Here is a 19,069-nt window from a genome sequence, read left to right as displayed (position 1 = left end):
ATGGCATCCGGCGCCGGCACCGAGGTGTACCAGAGCTTCCAGAGTTTGCCGTCCGAGGCCGCTTCCACCAGCGCGTCGTGATGCTCGGCTGCGAGTGGTTCGAGACGCACATGGCGTCCCGCCAGCGTCACCGGTTCAATGAAGGCCATGCGGCGCTCAGCGGTTGTTGCGGGACATGAAGACCAGCCGTTCGAACAGGTGCACGTCCTGCTCATTCTTCAGCAGCGCGCCGTGCAGCGGCGGCACCGCACTCTTGGGATCCTTGGCGCGCAGGGCTTCCGGCGGAATGTCTTCGGCCAGCAGCAGCTTGAGCCAGTCCAGCAGTTCGGACGTCGACGGTTTCTTCTTCAGGCCGGCCACATCGCGGACTTCATAGAAGGTTTCCAGCGCCTTCGCCAACAGCTCTTTCTTCAGGTCCGGGAAGTGCACGTCGACGATCTGCGCCATCGTGTCCTTGTCGGGAAACTTGATGTAATGGAAGAAGCAGCGACGCAGGAAGGCGTCCGGCAATTCCTTCTCGTTGTTGGACGTGATGATGACGATCGGGCGCCGTTCGGCCCGGATCGTCTCGCCGGTCTCGTAGACGTGGAACTCCATTCGGTCGAGCTCGGTCAGGAGATCGTTCGGAAACTCGATATCCGCCTTGTCGATCTCGTCGATGAGCAGCACCGGCCGCTCCGGGGCCGTGAAAGCGTCCCAGAGCTTGCCGCGCCGGATGTAGTTGCCGATGTCGGAGACGCGCGGGTCGCCGAGCTGGCTGTCGCGCAGGCGCGAGACCGCGTCGTATTCGTAGAGGCCCTGCTGCGCCTTGGTCGTGGACTTCACGTTCCAAGTCATCAGCGGCGCGCCGAGCCCCTTGGCGATCTCCTCGGCCAGCACCGTCTTGCCCGTGCCGGGCTCGCCCTTCACCAGGAGCGGCCGCTCCAGCACGATGGCGGCGTTGACGGCCGTCGTGAGGTCGGAGGTCGCGACGTAGGCGGCGGTGCCGGAAAAGCGCATCGAGGAACTCACAGGGTGGGATCGGGCGTCGGTGCAGGGACGTCGATGAGGCCGTGACCGAGACGCAGTTGCCCCGACGCGCGACGAGAGATGTTCCGAAGCCCGATGTTCCGGCCCCGGGAGCTCGCCAGACCGGCTACAGGGTCTTCCCGTCATGCCAGACGCAGTTCGACGCCAGGATGCCGAGGTTCACGTCGGATTTCTGCGGCTGCGGCAGGGTCTTGCCGTCCATGGCGAGGTCGATCTTGATCTCGACCTGACCCTTCTGCTCGTTCTGGCGGCGGGAGAAGTAGCAATATTGCTGGAACGGCTGGTCCTCGTTGGCGCGGAAGTTCCAGCCGGTGACGATCTGGCCGTCCATGTAGGGCACCTGCTTGAACACCGTGAAGGTGGTGTTCACCGGCGCTTTCGATGCCGGGGCCGCGTCGGCGCCGAGTTGCGCCTTCGTGGGCGTCGGCGCCGACGCGGCCTTGGGCAGCGCGCCTTCGAGCTTCAACACGTTGTCGGTGAGGGTGACCTCCCCCTTGGTCTTCAGCGTGACGTCGGAGAGCGCCGCCTGCATCGCGGCGGCGATCTTCTCGGCCGCCGAGTCGAACTGGTTCATGTAGGCGTAGCCGTAGGAGGCCGCGCCGATGCCCATGCCGGCCAGAAGCGCGAAGGCCCCTGCCCCGAGCGACCGGAACAGGAACGCCTTCGCGGCGATGATCCGCGCCTCGGCGCGCAGGCGCCCGTTGACGCTCTGCGCGAGGACCACGTTCTCGGGCGTGCCGGGGGTGTGGATGCTCATGCGCCGGCTCCCGCGCTCGCGGCCTGGGCCGGAGCGCGCCGATCGATCGGGATCACCGCGCCGCCCGGCGTCTGAAGCTGCGCCGCCGGAGGCGTAGCGGGCGCGGCCTGAGCGGCGATGTCCTCAGGCGCGGGACGGGTCTGGGTCAGCGCCATCTCCTGGCGCAGGGCGTCGGTGATCGAATCGAGCATGTACGGGGTCGCCGCCGGATCGACGGTGGCGCCGAGGTCGTCCTCGTCCATGAAGGTCTTGCGCACCGAGACGGCGCAGAGGGCGAGGATCGTCGACGCGAAGGCGGCGCAGAGCGCCGGCACGAACACGAAGATGCGCAGGAAGGCGTGGACCTGCGCCTCGCTCACGTCGATCGGATCGACGCCGTAGACCATCGCGGTGAAGGAATGCAGTTGCGAGCGGTTGACGGAGTTCCGGTACGCCTGCTCGGCGTCGGCGACCTTGCGCTCGGCCGCGCCCCGGTCGAGTTCGCCCCGGGCTTTGCGGGCCTCCTCGAGCAGCTTCGTCACCGCGCCACGGTCGGTTCCCGCCTTGGAGACGCTGGCATTCAGGGTCGCGGTACGGGGGTCCGTCACGCACTTCATGTTCGAGTAGCGCTGGCCCCGGCTGTTGGTGCCGTAGACGCGCTCGCAACGCTGCGCGGGCAGACCCGCGAGCTGGCTCGCATTGTCGGCCGCGCGCTTCTCGATCTGGTCGAGCTCCGTGGTGTACTGCGCCACCCGGGCATCGGCGGCGGCGATCCGGTTGTCGATGGTCCCGCGATCGGCCTGCGCGTCCTTGAGCGCCGTCTTGGCCTTGGCCGCGTCCATCAACCGGGGATGGAACATCATCTCACCGAGCTGCGAGACGGACTTGGTGGTCACGCCCGCCGCGAAGACGATGCCGACGATCGCCAGCAGGCGGATGACGTAGGAGCGCTGCGTCCGCGCCAGGATGCCGAGGGGCACGCGGCACAGCTCCACCGCCGCGTAGACCAGCGGCGCCAGCAGCATGAAGTAGAACGCCTTCGAGTCCCCGTCGCTGTAGACCCCGGCGAACAGCCAGGCGCCCCAGAGCGACGCGCCGATGACCATGAATTCGACGAGGTACGCGATGCCGACATAGCCCCACTTAATGCGGTAGCCTCTCTCGACATGCCGCTCGTGTGCCCAGCGATCCGATTCCCGGCGCCAGTCTCGGGCTTCGCGCTGCACGTCCCGGCTGGGCGGCGTCTTTCGCATGGGGCACTCGTGTCTCGATACGCGACAAGCGCGCTTAACCGGATGTTCAGGGATTAGCTATGCGCATATTGTGCCGTTTTTGCGCCGCCTCCCCCGTGCCGCCCGGCACGGCTTCCCCATCCGAATGGTCGCAGCGGGGCATTTTCGCGGTTCCCCGTCCGTGCATGGTTGCGCCGGCATGCCGCCAGCGCCCATGGTCGGCGGCGACGGTCCGCGCCTCTCGCGCGCCCGTTCCGGTCCCAGGAGGTCCCCGCAACCGATGACGGACGTTCCCACCGGTTCCTACAAGGAAGCGATCCTGTTCCTCGTCACCGCCGGCGTGGTGGTGCCGCTGTTCCATCGGCTGCGCATCTCCCCGGTCCTGGGCTTCATCGGCGCCGGCGCCCTGCTCGGCCCCTTCGGCCTGGGGCGTTTCGCCGAAAGCCATCACTGGGTCTCGACCTTCACCATCGCCAACCGGGCGGAGATCGCGCATCTCGCCGAATTCGGCGTCATCTTCCTCATGTTCATGATCGGGGTCGAGCTGTCCTGGGAGCGCCTGCGCACCCTGCGGCGCCTCGTCTTCGGGCTGGGCTCGATCCAGGTCCTGGCCTCATCGATCGTGATCGGCACCATCCTGATGGTCCTGTCGGTGCCGATGGCCGCCGCGATCATCGTCGGGCTGGCCCTCGCCCTGTCCTCCACCGCCATCGTGCTGCCGGTCCTGGCGGACCAGAAGCGCCTGAACACGCCTGCCGGCCGTGCCAGCTTCGCCGTCCTGCTCTTCCAGGACCTCGCCGTGGCCCCCGTCCTGTTCGCCATCGCGGTGCTGGGCCGCAACGACGGAGCCCATGTCGGCGGCGCCCTGGCGCTGGCACTCGGCCAGGCGGCGGTCGCCATCGTGGTCATCGTGGTGGTCGGGCGCCTCGCGCTGCGGCCGCTGTTCCAGCTCGTCGCCCGCACGCGCTCGCCCGAGTTGTTCATGGCGGCCTGCCTCCTCGTCATCATCGGCACGGCCGTGACGGCCGCCGCCGCCGGCCTCTCGATGACGCTGGGCGCCTTCGTCGCCGGCCTGCTTCTCGCCGAGACCGAGTATCGGCGAGCGATCGAGGCGACGATCGACCCGTTCAAGGGCCTGCTCCTCGGCGTTTTCTTCGTCTCCGTCGGTATGAACCTCGACCCGGCGCAGCTGATGTCGGCGCCGGGTGCGGTGCTCGGCCTCGCGCTGGCGCTGATGCTGATCAAGGGCGCGGTGATCGTGGCCGCCGCCCGGTTCCTGAAGCTCTCGAAGGCCGTGGCGATCGAGGCGGCGCTGCTCCTCGGGCCCGGCGGCGAGTTCGCCTTCGTGCTGATCGGCGGGGCGCTCGCGGGCGGCCTCGTGCCCGAGGAGGTCGGCCAGGCCGCCCTGATCGTCACCACGGTGACGATGATCGCGATTCCGGCCCTCGCCGTGCTTGGGCGGCGCCTCGGCAAGCGGTTCACCACGGCCCATCTCGGGCGCGCCCGAGCCGAACCGGTCCCGGACCGCCAGCAAAACCGCGTGATCATCGCCGGCTACGGCCGGGTCGGGCGGCTCGTCGGCGAGATGCTGGCGCGGCACAAGATCCCCTACATCGCCCTCGACGCCGATGCCGCCCGCGTCTCCGAGCACAGGCGCCTCGGAAACCCTGTCTATTTCGGAGATTCGGCCAACCCGGAACTGCTGCGGCGCTGCGACATCGCCAATGCCCGCGCCCTCGTCGTGACCCTGGACAATCCGGATGCGGTCGAGGCGGTGGTGGAGGCCGCGAGAGCCGAGCGGCGCGACATCACCATCGTGGCTCGGGCCCGGGACGCCCGCCATGCGACGGCGCTCTACGAGATGGGGGTCGACGACGCGGTGCCGGAAACCATCGAGGCGTCGCTGCAACTCTCCGAGGCGGTCCTCGTCGATGTCGGCGTTCCGATGGGCCTCGTGATTGCATCTATTCACGAGCGGCGCGACGAATATCGCGCGATGTTGCGCAAGAAGGAGACGGAAGTGCGTCCCGCCTTCCGGTCCCGGCGCACGGTCGGCAAGAGCTTGGAGCCGCGTGACGGAGCGGCAAAGGACGACGGCAAGCCGGCGGTCAAGAGCGCCTGAGCGGCCCGCATCCGCGAAACGTCAGAGGAGCCGGCCCTGGCCCTGAGCCGGCATCATCGGCGTCGGTGCGCTGTTTGAACTCGAGCCCGCGGACTTGATGGTCGGCGAGGCCTTCCCCGGTGTCGGTCTGAGGGTGTCCGGCGGTTTGGGCGGCTTCGGCTTGGCCCGGCGGGCCGGCGGGTGCAGGGCCGGGTCGTAGCCGGCCGCATAGCTGCAGCGGTAGACGATCTCGTCGGGGGGGCCGAGGCCGGTGTCGAGGGGGATCGCCACCGTGTCCTCGTGGAAGCGCCACTTGCGCGTCCCCTTGTCCCAGTAGAGCCAGATCGTGGTCGGGTGGCCCTGCACCGAGAAGATCGCAGCCTTCTTCGACAGGGCCCGGATCGTACGGGGCTCGTACATCCCCTTCGTGCGGTACGCGTCCGCGAACGAGGCGGGCTGGCGGTCGATGAAGGTGTTGCGCACCACCTGAATCGTCGCGCCCGGCTCCGAAAGGAACCGTTTGAAGTCGCTCAACGAGCGCAACACGGGCGCCATATCGATCACTCCCAACTCTACCCAAAGACCACGCGCCCTGATGTCTTTCCCTGATCAGAACGAGACTGTGGGTCGAAGATGTTCGATTTCGATGACAAGTCCCGGTGTCGGGGATGTCCAGAACAAGGGGATATCAACAGGAATTCCGGGTTATACCCAGCTCAATGACGATGAGCGCCCGCCCGCCCCGGCGAACGGGCTCCCGATGAGCCGGCCTTGACCCCGGCGGCGGCTTGCCCCGTTGTCCCGTCATGCTGCTTCAGTTCTTCACGGCCCTTCGCGAGGCCAAGGTTCCCGTCACCTTGCGGGAATTCCTGACCCTGCTGGAGGCCCTCGACCGCGACCTCGCTTACAAGCGCGTGGAGGAATTCTACCTTCTGGCCCGAATGGCCCTGGTGAAGGACGAGCGCAACCTCGATCGCTTCGACCGGGTCTTCGGCAGCGTCTTCAAGGGCATCGAGACGTTGGGCGAGGCGACAGAGCCCACCGCGATCCCCGAGGCGTGGCTGCGCAAGCTCGCCGAGAAATACCTCTCCGAGGTGGAGAAGGCGGAGTTGAAGGCGCTCGGCTGGGACAAGCTGTTCGAGACCCTGAAGCAGCGCCTCGCCGAGCAGAGGGAGCGCCACCAAGGCGGCAGCAAGTGGATCGGCACCGGCGGCACCTCGCCCTTCGGCGCCTACGGTTACAATCCCGAGGGCATTCGCATCGGCCAGGACGGCAACCGCAATTTCCGCGCGGTGAAGGTCTGGGACAGGCGGGAATTCAAGGATCTCGACGACACGGTCGAACTCGGCACCCGCAACATGCGGGTGGCCCTGCGGCGCCTGCGGCGCTTCGCCCGCACGGGGGCGGCGGAGGAACTCGACCTCGACGGCACCATCCGCGAGACGGCGGCCAAGGGTTATCTCGACGTGAAGCTGCGGCCCGAGCGGCGCAATGCCGTGAAGGTTCTGCTGTTCCTCGATGTCGGCGGCTCGATGGATTGGCACATCGCCCTGGCCGAGGAACTGTTCTCCGCGGCTCGCTCGGAGTTCAAGCACTTCGAGCACTTCTACTTCCACAACTGCCCCTACGAGCGGGTCTGGCGCGAGAACCGACGCCGACACGACGAAACGCTGCCGCTCCTCGACGTGCTGCGCACCTACCCGTCCGATTACCGGGTAGTCTTCGTCGGGGACGCCGCCATGAGCCCCTACGAGATCGCCATGGCGGGCGGCTCGGTGGAGCACTGGAACGAGGAGGCCGGCGAGGTCTGGCTCACCCGCATCCTGGAGCGCTTCCCGAAGGCCGTCTGGCTCAACCCGGTGCCGGCGCAGCGCTGGGCCCACACGCAATCCATCGGCATGGTCCGGCGCCTGATGCAGGAACGCATGTTTCCGCTCAACCTCGAGGGGATCGATGCCGCCATGCGGGAACTCGTGCGCTGAGCCGGATGCACGGACGGCCGAAGCGGAGGAGCGCGGATGCAGGACAGGGTGCCCGAAGGCGGATTCGGACGCCTCGTTCCGGAACTCGACGTGCGGGATCTCGATACCAGCCTCGGATTCTGGTGCGGCGGCCTCGGCTTTACCGTCGCCTATGCGCGGCCGGAATCGGCCTTCGCCTATCTGGAGCGCGAGGGCGCGCAGGTGATGCTGAACACGCGCAACGGCCATTGGGAGACCGGGGCGCTCGCCCTCCCCTTCGGGCGCGGGATCAACCTGCAGATCCGCGTCGATGCGCTCGCCGACATCGTCCTTCGCCTGGAAACCTTGGCGTGGCCGCTGTTCCGTCCCCCGCACGACGCCTGGTACCGGGTGGGTGCGGACGAGGTCGGTTGCCGCCAATTGCTCGTGCAGGATCCCGACGGCTATCTTCTGCGATTGAGCGAAGACCTCGGAATGCGGCCGCTCAGCCCTGGCGCGCGGGCGTCGTGACGCTGAGGCCGTCGAGTTCGGCCGTGATGCGGATCTGGCAGCACAGGCGAGAGGTCGCCCGCACGTCGGAGGCGAAGTCGAGCATGTCCTGCTCCATGGCCTCGGCCGGGCCGACGATGCCGGCCCATTCCGCATCGACGTAGACGTGGCAGGTGGCGCAGGCGCAGGCGCCGCCGCACTCGGCGTCGATCCCCGGCACATTGTTGCGGATCGCCGCCTCCATCACGGTCGATCCCACGTCGCCCTCCACGGTCCTGGCCGTTCCGGCATGGTCGACGTAGGTGATCTTGGGCATCGGGGGCTCCGGGCTCGTACAACGCGTGGACGGCCGGTTGTGCGGCGCGAGGACTGCCTTGAAGGGGCAGGCCCTCGAATGCAAGCGCGTGCGCGCAACCGGCGTATAATCTTGCGCTTACGCCGGAGCGGGCGCCCCGTTCCATCCCCGCGACGCGACGTCCGGTCCCGGGTGTTCAGGTGGCGGGCGCCAGAACCGCGAGGGTCTCGGCCACGGCATCCGAGAGGGCATCCGTCGGGCCCGCCGCCTCGCCGGCGCGCAGGCGATCCTCGATCGCCCCCGACAGGTGGGCGACCCGCCCGGCCCCGATTCCCAGCGCCGAGCCCTTCAGGGTGTGGGCGAGGTCGGCACGCTCCGTGATCGGGCGCGCCGTGTCCACGATGCCCGGCAGGAGGCTCCGGCACTGCTCCGCGAACAGTCCGAGCAGCTCGTGCGCGAGTTCCGTATCCCCGAAGGTCTGGCGCGCGAGGTGAGCGCGGTCGATGAGGGCTACAGGGTCCATGGACTGCAAGCAGGTCTCCTAGGGTTTGTCGGCGTCCGGGCTTGTCGGCGCTCGGGCACACCGGCCAGCGCCGCATGCACTATCCACAGCCGAGGCGGCACCGGGTTCGCTTCCGCTTAAGCGTTGAGGCATCATGGAGAAAGACGACGGCACGGTTCCGGCCTTCGGCTTGGTAACCATTCCGTTAAGGTTTTTTGGGCGTTGCGGCGGGCGCGGGTATCCGGGCCCCGTGCCGAAGTCTAAACTTCCTTGGTAAATCGGTAAAAGTAACCTTGATCGCCGGGTGCGGCCGGCGATCGGGATACGCGTAACGAGGCGTTGAATGGCCACCGAAAAGAAGCTCAAGGACCCGGCCGAGGCGGCTCTGTCGGCGATCGAGCAGGCTCTCAACCTCGACGCGTTCCCGCAGAACGAGGACGCCTCGCGCGTGGAGCCGCGCCTGCCGGACGTGGGCGACGCCGACCCCCTGCGGGATCCGAGCGGCCGCCTCGCCCCGCCAAGCCTCGACCTCGATCAGCCGCTCGCCTCGGACCTGCCGCCGCCGGACCGCGCCCGCCCGCGCCGCGAGGGCGGCCTCCTGCCACCCGATCGCTCGATGGTCGCGAACGACGACCGCCAGAACATCGGCATCCTGCAACAGACCCTGCGCATCCGCCCGTCGCGCACGCCCTACGTCGTCGCGACCGTCGTCGGCGCTCTCTGGATCGCGGGCCTGATCGGGCTGGCCTGGACGCAGTCCGGCGGCGACCTGCGCGGGTACGTCCAAGGCCTGACCGCACTCCAGGCCGCGGTGGCCGCGACCGCCCTCGTAGGCCCCGTCGTGCTGTTTGCCATCATGGGCATGCTCGCGGTGCGGGCGCAGGAGATGAGCCTCGTTGCCCGCGCCGTCGGCGAAGTGGCGATCCGCTTGGCCGAGCCCGAGAATTTCTCCACGGATGCCGTTCTGACGATGTCGCAGACGGTGCGCCGGGAGGTCGCCGCCGTGGGCGACGGCGTCGAGCGCGCCCTGGCGCGCGCCGGTGAACTCGAGACCCTGGTCCGCGGCGAGATCGCGACCCTGGAGCGTGCCTATTCCGACAACGAGATCCGCATCCGCTCCCTGGTGGACGAGTTGGTCGCCCAGCGCGAATCCATCGTCGCCAACGCCGAGCGCGTTCGCGGGGCCATCGCGGGCACGCACCAGAGCCTGACCGCGGAACTCGACGGCGCGGCCGAGCGCATCGTCTCGGCGGTCAATGGCGCGGGCGACCGGGTCACCGGCGCCCTCGACGCGCGCGGCGAGGCCATCACCTCGGCGCTGGGCAATCGTGGCGACGCGATCACGGCCGCACTCGGAGAGGCCGGCGACCGCGTGGTCGAACTGGTTTCGGGCCGGGGCGACGACCTCGTGCAGCGCCTCGCCTCCACCAGCGAAGGCGTGCGCGGCAGCCTGGCGGAGGTGGGCAGCGCGCTCACCCTGTCCCTCGAATCCCGCGCCGACGAGGTCACCCGCGCCTTCGAGCGCACCGGTGGCATCCTCACCACCACCCTGGCCGAGAATGCCGGGCAGGTCGCCCGGACGCTTGCACAGACAGGCGCGGAGGTCATCGACGCCCTCAACCGCCAGGGCAGCGAGGTCCGCCAGACCTTCGAAGTCTCCGCGCGCGGCCTCGAGAGTGCCTTCCTGTCGCGGGGCACCGAACTGACGCAGCAATTCTCGTCGACCGGCGGCGAGATCACCGCGCGCTTCGCCGAGACCGGCGATGCCCTGCGACAGCATTTCGCCCAGACCGGCACCGCGCTCGCGCAGGACATCGCGGCCCGTGGCGAATTGCTTCGGACGGAGATCGAGACCGCCGGCACCGGCGTGTCCGAACTCATCGAGAGCCGGGGCCGCGAGGCCCAGGCCGGCCTGGCGCTCGCCGCCGGCGGTCTCATCGAGACGTTCAGCACCCGCGCCGAGAGCGTGCGCGACGAACTCCTCCGCTCGGTCGAGGATATCGCCAGCGGCATCGACGCGCGTGGCGGCGCCCTCGCCGAGCGCATCGAGACGGTGGCGGCTCGCCTGCACGAGACCATCACGGTCCAGGGCTCGGATGTCTCGCACCTGATCGAAACCCGTGGTCGCGACGCCCAGGCCGGTCTCGCGCTCGCGGCAAGCGGCTTTGTCGAAACCTTCGGCGCCAGCACCCACGCTCTGCGTGAGAACCTCGTCGGCTCCGTCGAGGACATCACGGCGCAACTCGACCAACGCGGAAACGCCTTGGCCGATCGCATCGCGACCGTGGCGAGCCACCTTCAGGAGACCATCGCGGTCCATGGCGGAGCGGTGTCCGAGCGCATCGACGCCAGCGGCCGCGATGCGCAGGCCACCCTGGCGCTCGCCGCCAGCGCCATCGTCGAGGCCTTCAGCCAACGGGCCGGCACCGTCCGTGACGATCTCATCCGGTCGGTGGAAGGCATCGCCACGGGCCTCGACCAGCACGGCGGCGCGCTCGCCGACCGCATCGAGAGCGTGGCCGGACGCCTCCACGACACGATCACGGTGCAGGGCAGCGGCCTCGAGATCACGCTCGACGCCACCGGAAGCCGCGTCGGCGACCTCGTGGCGCTCCGCACCCGCGAAGCGACCGAGACCCTCGACGGCGCCCTGACGGCCCTCGGACACGGGTTCGAGATCCGCGCCATCGAGGCGATCGACAGCCTGCGCAGCACCGCCGCCATCCTCGGCGAGGAAATCGGCATCCGGACGTCGGAGGCCGCCGACAACGTCCGCCGCAGCGCGGAGGAGACCACCGTGGCGCTCGGCGCCAGCACCGCCGAAGCCGCGCAGTCGCTGCGTCGCGCTTCCGCGAGCGCCACCGGCGAATTGGAGGCCCGCACCGTCGAGGCCGTGCAGATCTTCGAGCACCGCCTGGCCGCCACCTCGGCCGACCTGTCGGCCCGCACCGCGGAAGCGGCCGAACTCCTGCGCGGCGCCGCCGACGGCGTCGGCGGAAGCGTCAGCGCCCGCGCCGAGGCCAGCATCGAGGCCCTTCGCCAGACCCTCGACAGGGTCAGCGCGGAACTGGCCCACCGGGCCGAGGAAGCCGCGGGCAGCATCGCGCGGGCGGCCGACGGCATCGGCGGCAACCTCGACGCACGGGTCCGGGACGTCGAGAACGCCTTCGGCGACCACGGCCGGACGCTCGGCGAACTCATCGCGGCCCAGGCCCAGGAGGCCCAGGCGCAGCTGGCCAATACCGGGCGCGACATCGTCCTGGCGGTGACCGCGCAGGGCGCGCGCGTCAACGACGCCCTCAGCCGGAGCGGCGCGAGCTTCGCCGACACCACCGAGTCCCGCGCCCAGGCCATCGACCGGGTGCTCACCGACCGCCTCGGCGCGCTCCAGGAGACGATCGCGCGCGGCGACATCCTCGCCGACCGGATCTCGCGCGACACGACGGCTCTGTCCGAGACCGTGTCCGGCCGCCTCGAGGAGATGGACCGGGTCATCACCGTGCAGGGCAAGGCGGTGGCCGAGTCCATCGCGGAGCGGACCCGCGAGGCGCGCGAGGTGGTGGAAAGCCAGCTCGGTGCCCTGGAGGAACGCTCGCTGCGTCGCTCCAGCGAGATCGGCGAGACCTTCGCCAACCTCGTGGCCCAGATCGACGGCCATCTCGGCGGCCGCGCCACGGCCCTCAACGAAGCCCTGATCATGCGCACGGCCGAGATCGCCCGCGTCATGGTCGAGGGCGGCCGTGACCTCGTCCAGACCCTCGACGCCCGCGCCGACACCATGGCGCTCGACATCGCCTCCCGAAGCGCCAGCCTCGGCGACGTGCTGGGCCAGCGCTCGGCCGAGATCGCCCGCCGCCTCGACGAGCAGACCCTCGAACTCGCGCGCCGCCTCGACGAGGGTGCCGGACGCTTCGATGCCGGCGTGCTCGGCCGCCTGGAGGCCATCGGAACGACGCTGGAAGAGCGCAGCCGCCTCATCGAGGAGACCTTCGGGGCCCAGGCCTTCGAGGCGATCCGCCTCATCGAGAGCCGCACCCGCGCGGTGGACGAGGATCTGGCCAACCGCACCCGCGAACTCGTCGAGATGATCGTCGACCGCACCAACGGCGCCAACGAGGCCCTCGACAGCCACGCGCAGGACATCCGCACGGCCTTCGCGACGCGGGCCGACGAGCTCGCGCGTCTCATCGACGCGCGCACCACGGCCATGGGCACGGAGCTCGACGAGAAGGGCCGCGCCGTGTTCGGGGCGCTCGGCGGGCGCATCACCGAGCTCGCACGCCTGTTCGACGTCGGCAGCAACTCCCTGGGCGAGGTCCTGGAGCAGCGCGGCGCGTCGATCCTGGGACGCCTGCGCGAGATGGTGGCGGAAGCCGACCGTCACCTCACCGAGGGCGAGGGCCGCCTCGGCAGTACCCTCGATCGTCGCACCTCAGATATCAGCTCGCTCCTCGACGAGGGCGTGCGGACGGTGCACCAACTCCTCGACGACCGGACGGGCGAGATCCGCACCCTCCTCGACACGCATGCCAGCAGCCTCGGCAGCCATTTCAGCGACCGGATCGCACCGCTGCACGACAGCCTCGACCAGCGTGGCCGCGCCCTCGTCGATACCATCACGGCGAGCCTCGGCAGCGCCTCCGAGGCGGTGGAAGCCCGCACCCGCGCGCTGGCCAGCCTGTTCGACGAGCGCATCGACCATCTCGACGAGGTCGTCGAGCGCCGCGGTAGCGGCCTCGCCGATGCCCTGGAGGCACGCACTCGCGCCCTGAACGAGAGTTTCGACCAGCGCGTCGGCGCCTTGGATGAGGTCGTCGAGCGGCGCAGCAGCGAGATGGCGGAGGCGGTCGACACGCGCACCCGGGCGCTCGCCCACCTGTTCGACCATCGCATCGGCGTCCTCGGGCAGCTCGTGGAAGGCCGTGGCAACCAGCTGACCGAGACCCTCGACAGCCGGACCGAGGCCCTGGCCACCCTGTTCGACGAGCGCATCGGCGCCCTCGACGCCATCGTGGACGGACGCGGCACGCATCTCAGCCAGTCCCTCGAGTCGCGTGCCCAGGGCCTGCGCGCCCTGTTCGACGAAGTCCTGGCCGCCCTCGACGGCCTCGTCGACAGCCGCGCGGATGCCCTGACGGACCGGGTCGATGCCCGGACGCGCAAGCTGATCGCGCTGTTCGACGAACGCCTCGGCAGCCTCGACCAGCTCGTCGACCATCGCACCGGCACCCTGTCGGACGAAGTCGATGCCCGCGCCCAGGCGCTGGTCTCGCTCATCGACAGCCGCGTCGGGGACCTCGACCGGGTGGTGGATGACCGCGCCGGCGCCCTGCGCTCCCAGGCCGAGGCGGTCTCGCACGCCCTGATCTCCCTCTTCGAGGAGCGCCTGCGCAGCCTCGACGGCCTCGTGGCGCACCGCTCCGAGACCCTCACGGCAGAGACCGAGGATCGCGTCCGCTCCCTGGTTTCGCTCTTCGACGAGCGCCTGCGCGCCCTCGAAGCGGTGGTCGACGAGCGTGCGGCGTCCTTCGCCCGCACCATCGACACCCAGGGCAACGCCCTCACCGAGTCGGTTGATAGCCGCGCGGCTGCGTTCACCAGCCGCATCGACAACCGCATGAAGGTGTTCGCCACCCTCGTCGCCTCGCGCGGCGATGCCCTCGCCACCGCCTTCGACGACCGCCAGGACGCCTACTCTGCATTGGTCGACGAGCGCACCGCCGCCATGCTGGCGGCCTTTGACGAGCGCGTCGGTCGCCACGCCGCCCTCGCCGATGCCCATGCCCAGGCCCTCGCCGCCGCCCTCGACCAGCGCAACGAAGCCGTCGCCGCGCTGATCGACGGCCGCAACGGCGCGATGACCGAGGCCTTCGACCGCCGTTCGACGGCCCTCGCCAGCCTCGTCGAAGCGCGCGGGCAGTCGCTCGCCCGCCGCCTTGCCGAGAGCGCCGAGACGATCACGCGCACCATCGAGGAGCGCGGAGGCGCCCTCGTGGAAACCCTGGACGGACGCGGAAACGCGCTCGTCACCTCGCTCGGCGAGCAGTCCGAGCGCCTGCGCGCCATCGTCGACGGACCGGCAGCCGAACTCGTGGACGCCCTGTCCCTGCGCGGGGACGCCATCGAGCGGGCCCTGCGGGAGAGCGGTGCCCCGCTGCTGGACGCGATCCGGCAGCGCACCGAGGCGCTGGCCGCCCAGTCGCACGCCTCCGCCCAGGCGCTGCTCTCGGCCATCGATGGGGGCGCGTCCCGCGCCGTCGCATCGCTGGCGAGCACCAACGAGCAGATGAGCCGCGAACTCGTCGCCGTGCTGGAGCGGGTCGACGGCGCGAACGACGCGCTGCGCGAGTTGCTGGCCGGTACCGGCGAGAACCTCGGCAGCATCGAGGCGAGCCTGTCCGGCCGAATCCGGGAAATCCGCGACGCCCTTGCGACCGTCAGCGGCGAGACCGCCCGCGCCAGCGCCGGCATCGCCGAGCAGGTCGGCCAGCTCAAGTCCGTGGCGGAAGAGGCGTTGCACGATGCCGCGGAACTCGCGGCCTCCCTGGAGGAGCGCAGCCGCACGCTGAGCCAGATCGGCCAGGGCCATGCCGCCGCGGTCACGCAGGCGGCCGGTCAGATCGAGGGTGCGGCCAACCAGCTCGAAGGAGCCGAGGGCCGCCTGTCCGAGCGCCTCGCGACACGCGAGGCGGCCATCGCCGAGGTTCTCGCGCGCATCGAGGAGCGCTCCGGCACCCTCGAAGCGCAGACCGCGCGCTTCGACACGATGGTCGGCGAGACCCTGCGGGCCGCCGAGGCGCGCGCCCTGGCCCTCGGCACCAGCCTGTCCGAGACCGCCTCGGGAGCCGGCGCCAGCGTCACACAGGCTTTCGAAGGGTTGCGAGCCGGCGCCGACAGCGAGAGCGCCCGAACGGCCGAGGCCGTGCGAAGCGCGATCGAGGCCGCTTCACAGCAGATGATGGCGGTGCTGGAGACCGCCTCCGGCCGCTTCGGGGACTCGGTTTCGAGCCTGCGCGAGATGGCGGCGGAGATCCGGCGCGAACTCGACGCCACGCGGGCCGACCTTCAGCGCGGCGTGCTGGAAATCCCGCGCGAGACGCAGGACGCCACCGGCGAGATGCGGCGCGTGGTCTCCGAGCAACTGAAGGCGCTGACCGAACTCTCGACCCTGGTCCAGCGCTCGGGCCGCGCCGTCGATGCGGCGACGCCTCAGGTCTCGGAGCCGAAGCGTCCGGAGCCCCCTGCTCCGGCGGCGGCAGCGGCCAAGCCGGTTGCGGCGGCACCCGCCAAAGCCGCCCCCGCGCCGAAGCCCGAGACGCCCGCGTCGCGGCCGGGCCAATCGATCAACGTGGTCTCGGCGCCCTCGACGCCCCGGGGCGGGGAAATGCTGCGCCCCGCGGCATCCCCACGTCCCGACGCGAAGGGGGCCGACAATCGCGGCTGGCTCTCGGATCTCCTGACCCGGGCGTCCCTCGACGACGAGGCGGAACCGGCGCTCAACGCGACGGCCCCGACGGCGAAGGCGGCGGGTGACGCGCAGAAGAACGCGGCCGAGCGCGGTCGCACCGCCCTGGAGACGATCTCCGGCGACATCGCCAAGATGATCGACCACCGGACGGCGGTGGATCTGTGGGAGCGCTATCGCCGGGGTGAGCCGAACCTGTTCGATCGCCGGATCTACACGGCGCAGGGGCGCCAGACCTTCGAGGAGGTCCGCCGTCGCTACGCCGCCGATGCCGAGTTCCGGCGCACCGTGGACCGCTATGTCGGCGAGTTCGAGCGCCTCCTCGGCGACGTCTCGAAGAACGACCGCGATTCCTCGCGGGCGGACGCCTACCTCACCTCGGAGACGGGCAAGGTCTACACCATGCTCGCCCATGCCAGCGGCCGCTTCGACGGCGCCTGAGCCCCCGGTACGGGAGGAACGAAGAAACCCCGGTCTCCTCCCGGAGGTCGGGGTTTCTTCATGGGCGAGGCCCGGTCGAACCGGTTCAGATCAAGCCGAGGCCGGCGAGTTCGCGACGCAACGTCTCGGGCATTTCGGCGAGTCCCCCGGCCGTGCGCGCATCGAGGTCGGCCGGCGCGTCGTCCGGCTTGAGGTAGCGCCAGCCCTGGAACGGGCGGCAGGGCCGCGGCGAGACCGGGGTGACGGTGGGTTCGAGGATCAGCCGGCAGCGGCCGATGCCGTCGGCGTCGGTGAAGGGCGTGATCGCGGTGACGGATTGCCGGCAGAGCAGCGTGCCCTTGATCACCCAGTAGATCGATCCACGCCCGGCGATCTCGCTGGCCCGGGTCGGCACCATGCGGGTGGTGTGGATCGGAGCCGGGTCGCGCCCGAGCCGCAGGGCCGCGTCGCGGTTCTGCGCGATGCGCTCTTCCAACTCGGCGATACTGGCGGGGCCGACGCAGAGCTTCAGCAGGTGGAGGGTCGGGGCTTGGGCCATGGCGGCCTTGTAGCAGCGGAACGGATCACGCGCGTGGGACGCATCGACGGCGCGACCCCGCGCCGCTGAGCGGGACGTCGGTGCCGGCCCGCGCGTCGATCAGGAGAAAAGGACGCGCTTCTCGTCCTCGGAAAGGGCGTCGATGTCGGCGAAGGCACTGGCGATGTCCGTCGGCTCCGCGACCGAGGTCGCATCGGCGGCAAGCGCCATCTTCATGGCGACCACATCGACGGGCGCGTCCGGCTCGAACTCGGGTTTTTCGCTGGCGACGTCTAACGGGACCGTCTCGCCCTCATCCGTCGGAGGCCCGAGTTCGACATCGGCCTCGCCGACATTCCCGGACATGAGCGGATCAACAACTCCGGCGTCATCAGCCGGGGCAGCCGGCTCGGGCCCGGAGGGTTGGGTAGGCTCCGGGATCGCGAACGTCCCCGATCCGTCGAGGGCTTCGGTGGCTTCCAGGAAGACGATGTCGTCGGCGACGGACAGGTGATCGGGAACAGGGCCGAGACCGGAACTCGGCGGCGGGATCGGCTCGGCGGAGGAACCGTCCATGTCGATGTAGCGATCGACGTCGCTCTGGCAGAGATCGGCGGGGGCTTCGCCCGCCCGCGAGCCGGCCGGGGCCGCCGGAACCGGATCGATAGCGTCGCCCCAGATCGCCATCATGGCGGCGAGGCGTTCCTCGAGATAGCGCTGGGTGTGGATGATCCGCGCCGTGCGCTGCGCCGTCAGGTCCTGGAAGGAGCAGGCGGTGTAGATCGCCGTGGCGTGCCGGTCGAGTTCGTCGCAGAGCGCCGCGTCCGAGCCGGATTCGCGTAAGGTCCAGGCGGCCTCCTGGATGTGTTCGGCGGAGTCGAGGATGTCGGAGGTGGCGCGCTCGGTCGAGCGCACGATGGCGTCGAGGGCCGCCGAGGCGCCGCCGAGCCGGGTCTGGTCCTGGTGTGGCTCGTTGATGGCCGCGATCTCGGCCTTGGTCCGCGCGATGGCGTGGGCCATGTCCAGCACGTCGCCCCGGAGGCGTCCGATCTGATCGCTGTCGCGGTCGGCTGTCACCACGGATTCCAGCCGCGCGATCGCGTCGAGGAGGATGCCGGTGTCGTGCGCCCGGTTGCGGCGCAGGTACGCGTCGAGAAACCAGCGCCCACGCTCGCTCTCGGTCATCGCGGCTTCGATGCGATCGTATTCCGATACGTCGATCGACGTCAGCGAATGGGAACTCGTCATCAAGCACAAGTCCTTGGCAAGGCTGCGACCGGCACGCGGCGGCTGGTTTCCAAGCCCCGTCAGGTTGACAGCTCCGCTTTAACGCAGGCTTTACGCGGGCTTCGCCTGGGACGGACCGTCCACAGGCCCCCCTTGTCCCCCTCCGGTCGACGTGTCCGACACCGCCCCCGTCACGCCGGAGCCGAAGGCCTTCCGGCTCTCGGTGCTCTACGCCGTGGTCTTCGTGGAAATCGGCATCGCCATGCCGTTCATGCCGGTCTGGCTGAACGCGCTCGGCCTCGACGCCGCGCTGATCGGGGGGTTGCTCGCCCTGCCCATCGCGATCCGCATCATCGCCACGGCCCCCCTCGTCGGGCTGATCGACCGCGGCATCGCCGCGCGCCGCATCCTGCTGGCGGGAAGCCTCGTCCTGGCGGCGACCTACGCGCTGATGCCGGCGGGCGCCGCCGTCGGCTGGCCCCTGCTCGCCGCGCTGATCGCACTCAACGCCCTGGCGGCGGCCCCCCTGGTCCCGAGCATCGACTACATGACCCTGAGTGCCGTGCGACGCAGTACGCGCCTCGATTACGCACGCATCCGCATGGCGGGCTCCATCGGTTTCCTGCTGGCGAACCTCGCCGGGGGCGCCGCGCTCGGGGCGCTCGGCGAACGGCTTGCGGTCCCCCTCCTCCTCACCGCCCTGGCGCTGATCGCCGCCGGCGTCGCCTTCCTCGCCCGGGTCGACGCGCCCGTTCCGGCGCCCCGTCACCCCGAGGCGGACCGCCCGCGCCTGCCCGGCGTGCTCTGGCTCGCCATCGGCGCGGCGGCCTTGATCCAGTCGAGCCACGCGGCGATCTACGCCTTCGGCAGCATCCACTGGAGCACGCACGGCATTCCGACCTCGTGGATCGGCATGCTCTGGGCCGTCGGGGTCGCCTCGGAGATCCTGCTGTTCGCGCTGATCGGCCGAGCCGCGCCCCGGTGGCGCAGCCCCTTTGCCCTGCTCGCGCTCGGCGGATGCGCCGCCCTGGTGCGAGCGATCGGGATGGCGTGGTTCGGCGATCGGCTCGGGCC

At 70.2% G+C, this 19,069-nt stretch carries 12 protein-coding genes and 2 pseudogenes; 5 read left to right on the top strand and 9 right to left on the bottom strand.

Going from position 1 to position 19,069, the window contains the following annotated elements; genetic code table 11:
- The 4 genes and pseudogenes from JWQ05_RS02195 to JWQ05_RS02180 form a co-directional block, all read right to left on the bottom strand.
- Window positions 1-149, bottom strand: a pseudogene (locus tag JWQ05_RS02195) (N-acetyltransferase); the annotation flags it as partial.
- A gap of 7 nt (window positions 150-156) precedes the next feature.
- Window positions 157-999, bottom strand: coding sequence for a MoxR family ATPase (locus JWQ05_RS02190; protein WP_299653794.1), 843 nt, complete (start codon window positions 997-999; stop codon window positions 157-159).
- A 136-nt stretch (window positions 1,000-1,135) separates the two neighbouring features.
- The gene (locus tag JWQ05_RS02185; RefSeq protein ID WP_299653791.1) at window positions 1,136-1,786 is read right to left on the bottom strand and encodes a hypothetical protein; all 651 of its coding nucleotides are present in this window, start codon (window positions 1,784-1,786) and stop codon (window positions 1,136-1,138) included.
- Complete coding sequence (locus tag JWQ05_RS02180) at window positions 1,783-3,018, bottom strand: ATPase (RefSeq protein ID WP_299653788.1); 1,236 nt, start codon at window positions 3,016-3,018, stop codon at window positions 1,783-1,785. The genes JWQ05_RS02185 and JWQ05_RS02180 overlap by 4 nt, the downstream gene beginning before the upstream one ends.
- Before the next feature lie 259 nt (window positions 3,019-3,277).
- On the opposite strand from JWQ05_RS02180, the gene JWQ05_RS02175 reads away from it, so the two are divergent.
- A complete protein-coding gene (locus JWQ05_RS02175) occupies window positions 3,278-5,119 on the top strand; it encodes a cation:proton antiporter (RefSeq protein ID WP_299653785.1) in 1,842 nt (613 codons plus the stop codon).
- Window positions 5,120-5,329: 210 nt separating this feature from the next.
- Here the strand turns inward: JWQ05_RS02175 and JWQ05_RS20710 are convergent.
- Window positions 5,330-5,653, bottom strand: a pseudogene (locus tag JWQ05_RS20710) (hypothetical protein); the annotation flags it as partial.
- A 251-nt stretch (window positions 5,654-5,904) separates the two neighbouring features.
- Here JWQ05_RS20710 and JWQ05_RS02165 point away from each other — a divergent pair.
- Together JWQ05_RS02165 and JWQ05_RS02160 are read left to right on the top strand one after the other, a co-directional pair.
- Window positions 5,905-7,080, top strand: a complete 1,176-nt coding sequence (locus JWQ05_RS02165) for a VWA domain-containing protein (RefSeq protein WP_299653780.1) — start codon at window positions 5,905-5,907, stop codon at window positions 7,078-7,080.
- A 36-nt stretch (window positions 7,081-7,116) separates the two neighbouring features.
- Window positions 7,117-7,569 (top strand): VOC family protein, encoded by a 453-nt coding sequence (locus tag JWQ05_RS02160; protein WP_299653777.1) that lies wholly within the window; start codon window positions 7,117-7,119, stop codon window positions 7,567-7,569.
- Here the strand turns inward: JWQ05_RS02160 and JWQ05_RS02155 are convergent.
- Together JWQ05_RS02155 and JWQ05_RS02150 are read right to left on the bottom strand one after the other, a co-directional pair.
- A complete protein-coding gene (locus tag JWQ05_RS02155; RefSeq protein WP_299653775.1) occupies window positions 7,544-7,864 on the bottom strand; it encodes a 2Fe-2S iron-sulfur cluster-binding protein in 321 nt (106 codons plus the stop codon). The genes JWQ05_RS02160 and JWQ05_RS02155 overlap by 26 nt on opposite strands.
- A 175-nt stretch (window positions 7,865-8,039) precedes the next feature.
- A complete protein-coding gene (locus JWQ05_RS02150) occupies window positions 8,040-8,366 on the bottom strand; it encodes an Hpt domain-containing protein (protein WP_299653772.1) in 327 nt (108 codons plus the stop codon).
- A gap of 322 nt (window positions 8,367-8,688) precedes the next feature.
- Between JWQ05_RS02150 and JWQ05_RS02145 the strand changes: the two genes are divergently transcribed.
- Entirely contained in the window at window positions 8,689-16,251 is a 7,563-nt protein-coding gene (locus JWQ05_RS02145) for a hypothetical protein (RefSeq protein ID WP_299653769.1), read from the top strand.
- Window positions 16,252-16,336: 85 nt separating this feature from the next.
- Here JWQ05_RS02145 and JWQ05_RS02140 read toward each other — a convergent pair whose 3' ends face one another.
- Both JWQ05_RS02140 and JWQ05_RS02135 read right to left on the bottom strand, forming a co-directional pair.
- Window positions 16,337-16,789, bottom strand: coding sequence for a DUF1489 domain-containing protein (locus tag JWQ05_RS02140; RefSeq protein ID WP_299653766.1), 453 nt, complete (start codon window positions 16,787-16,789; stop codon window positions 16,337-16,339).
- Window positions 16,790-16,888: 99 nt separating this feature from the next.
- Window positions 16,889-18,016, bottom strand: coding sequence for a hypothetical protein (locus tag JWQ05_RS02135; protein ID WP_299653763.1), 1,128 nt, complete (start codon window positions 18,014-18,016; stop codon window positions 16,889-16,891).
- A gap of 151 nt (window positions 18,017-18,167) precedes the next feature.
- On the opposite strand from JWQ05_RS02135, the gene JWQ05_RS02130 reads away from it, so the two are divergent.
- Window positions 18,168-19,069 (top strand): MFS transporter (locus JWQ05_RS02130; RefSeq protein WP_299653760.1); only part of this gene is annotated, 902 nt, incomplete at its 3' end.

It is taken from the genome of Methylobacterium sp. (assembly GCF_028290105.1).
Lineage (GTDB): Bacteria > Pseudomonadota > Alphaproteobacteria > Rhizobiales > Beijerinckiaceae > Methylobacterium.
Note: the sequence above shows the minus strand (reverse complement) of the source record. Positions and strands in the feature narration are given on the sequence as shown.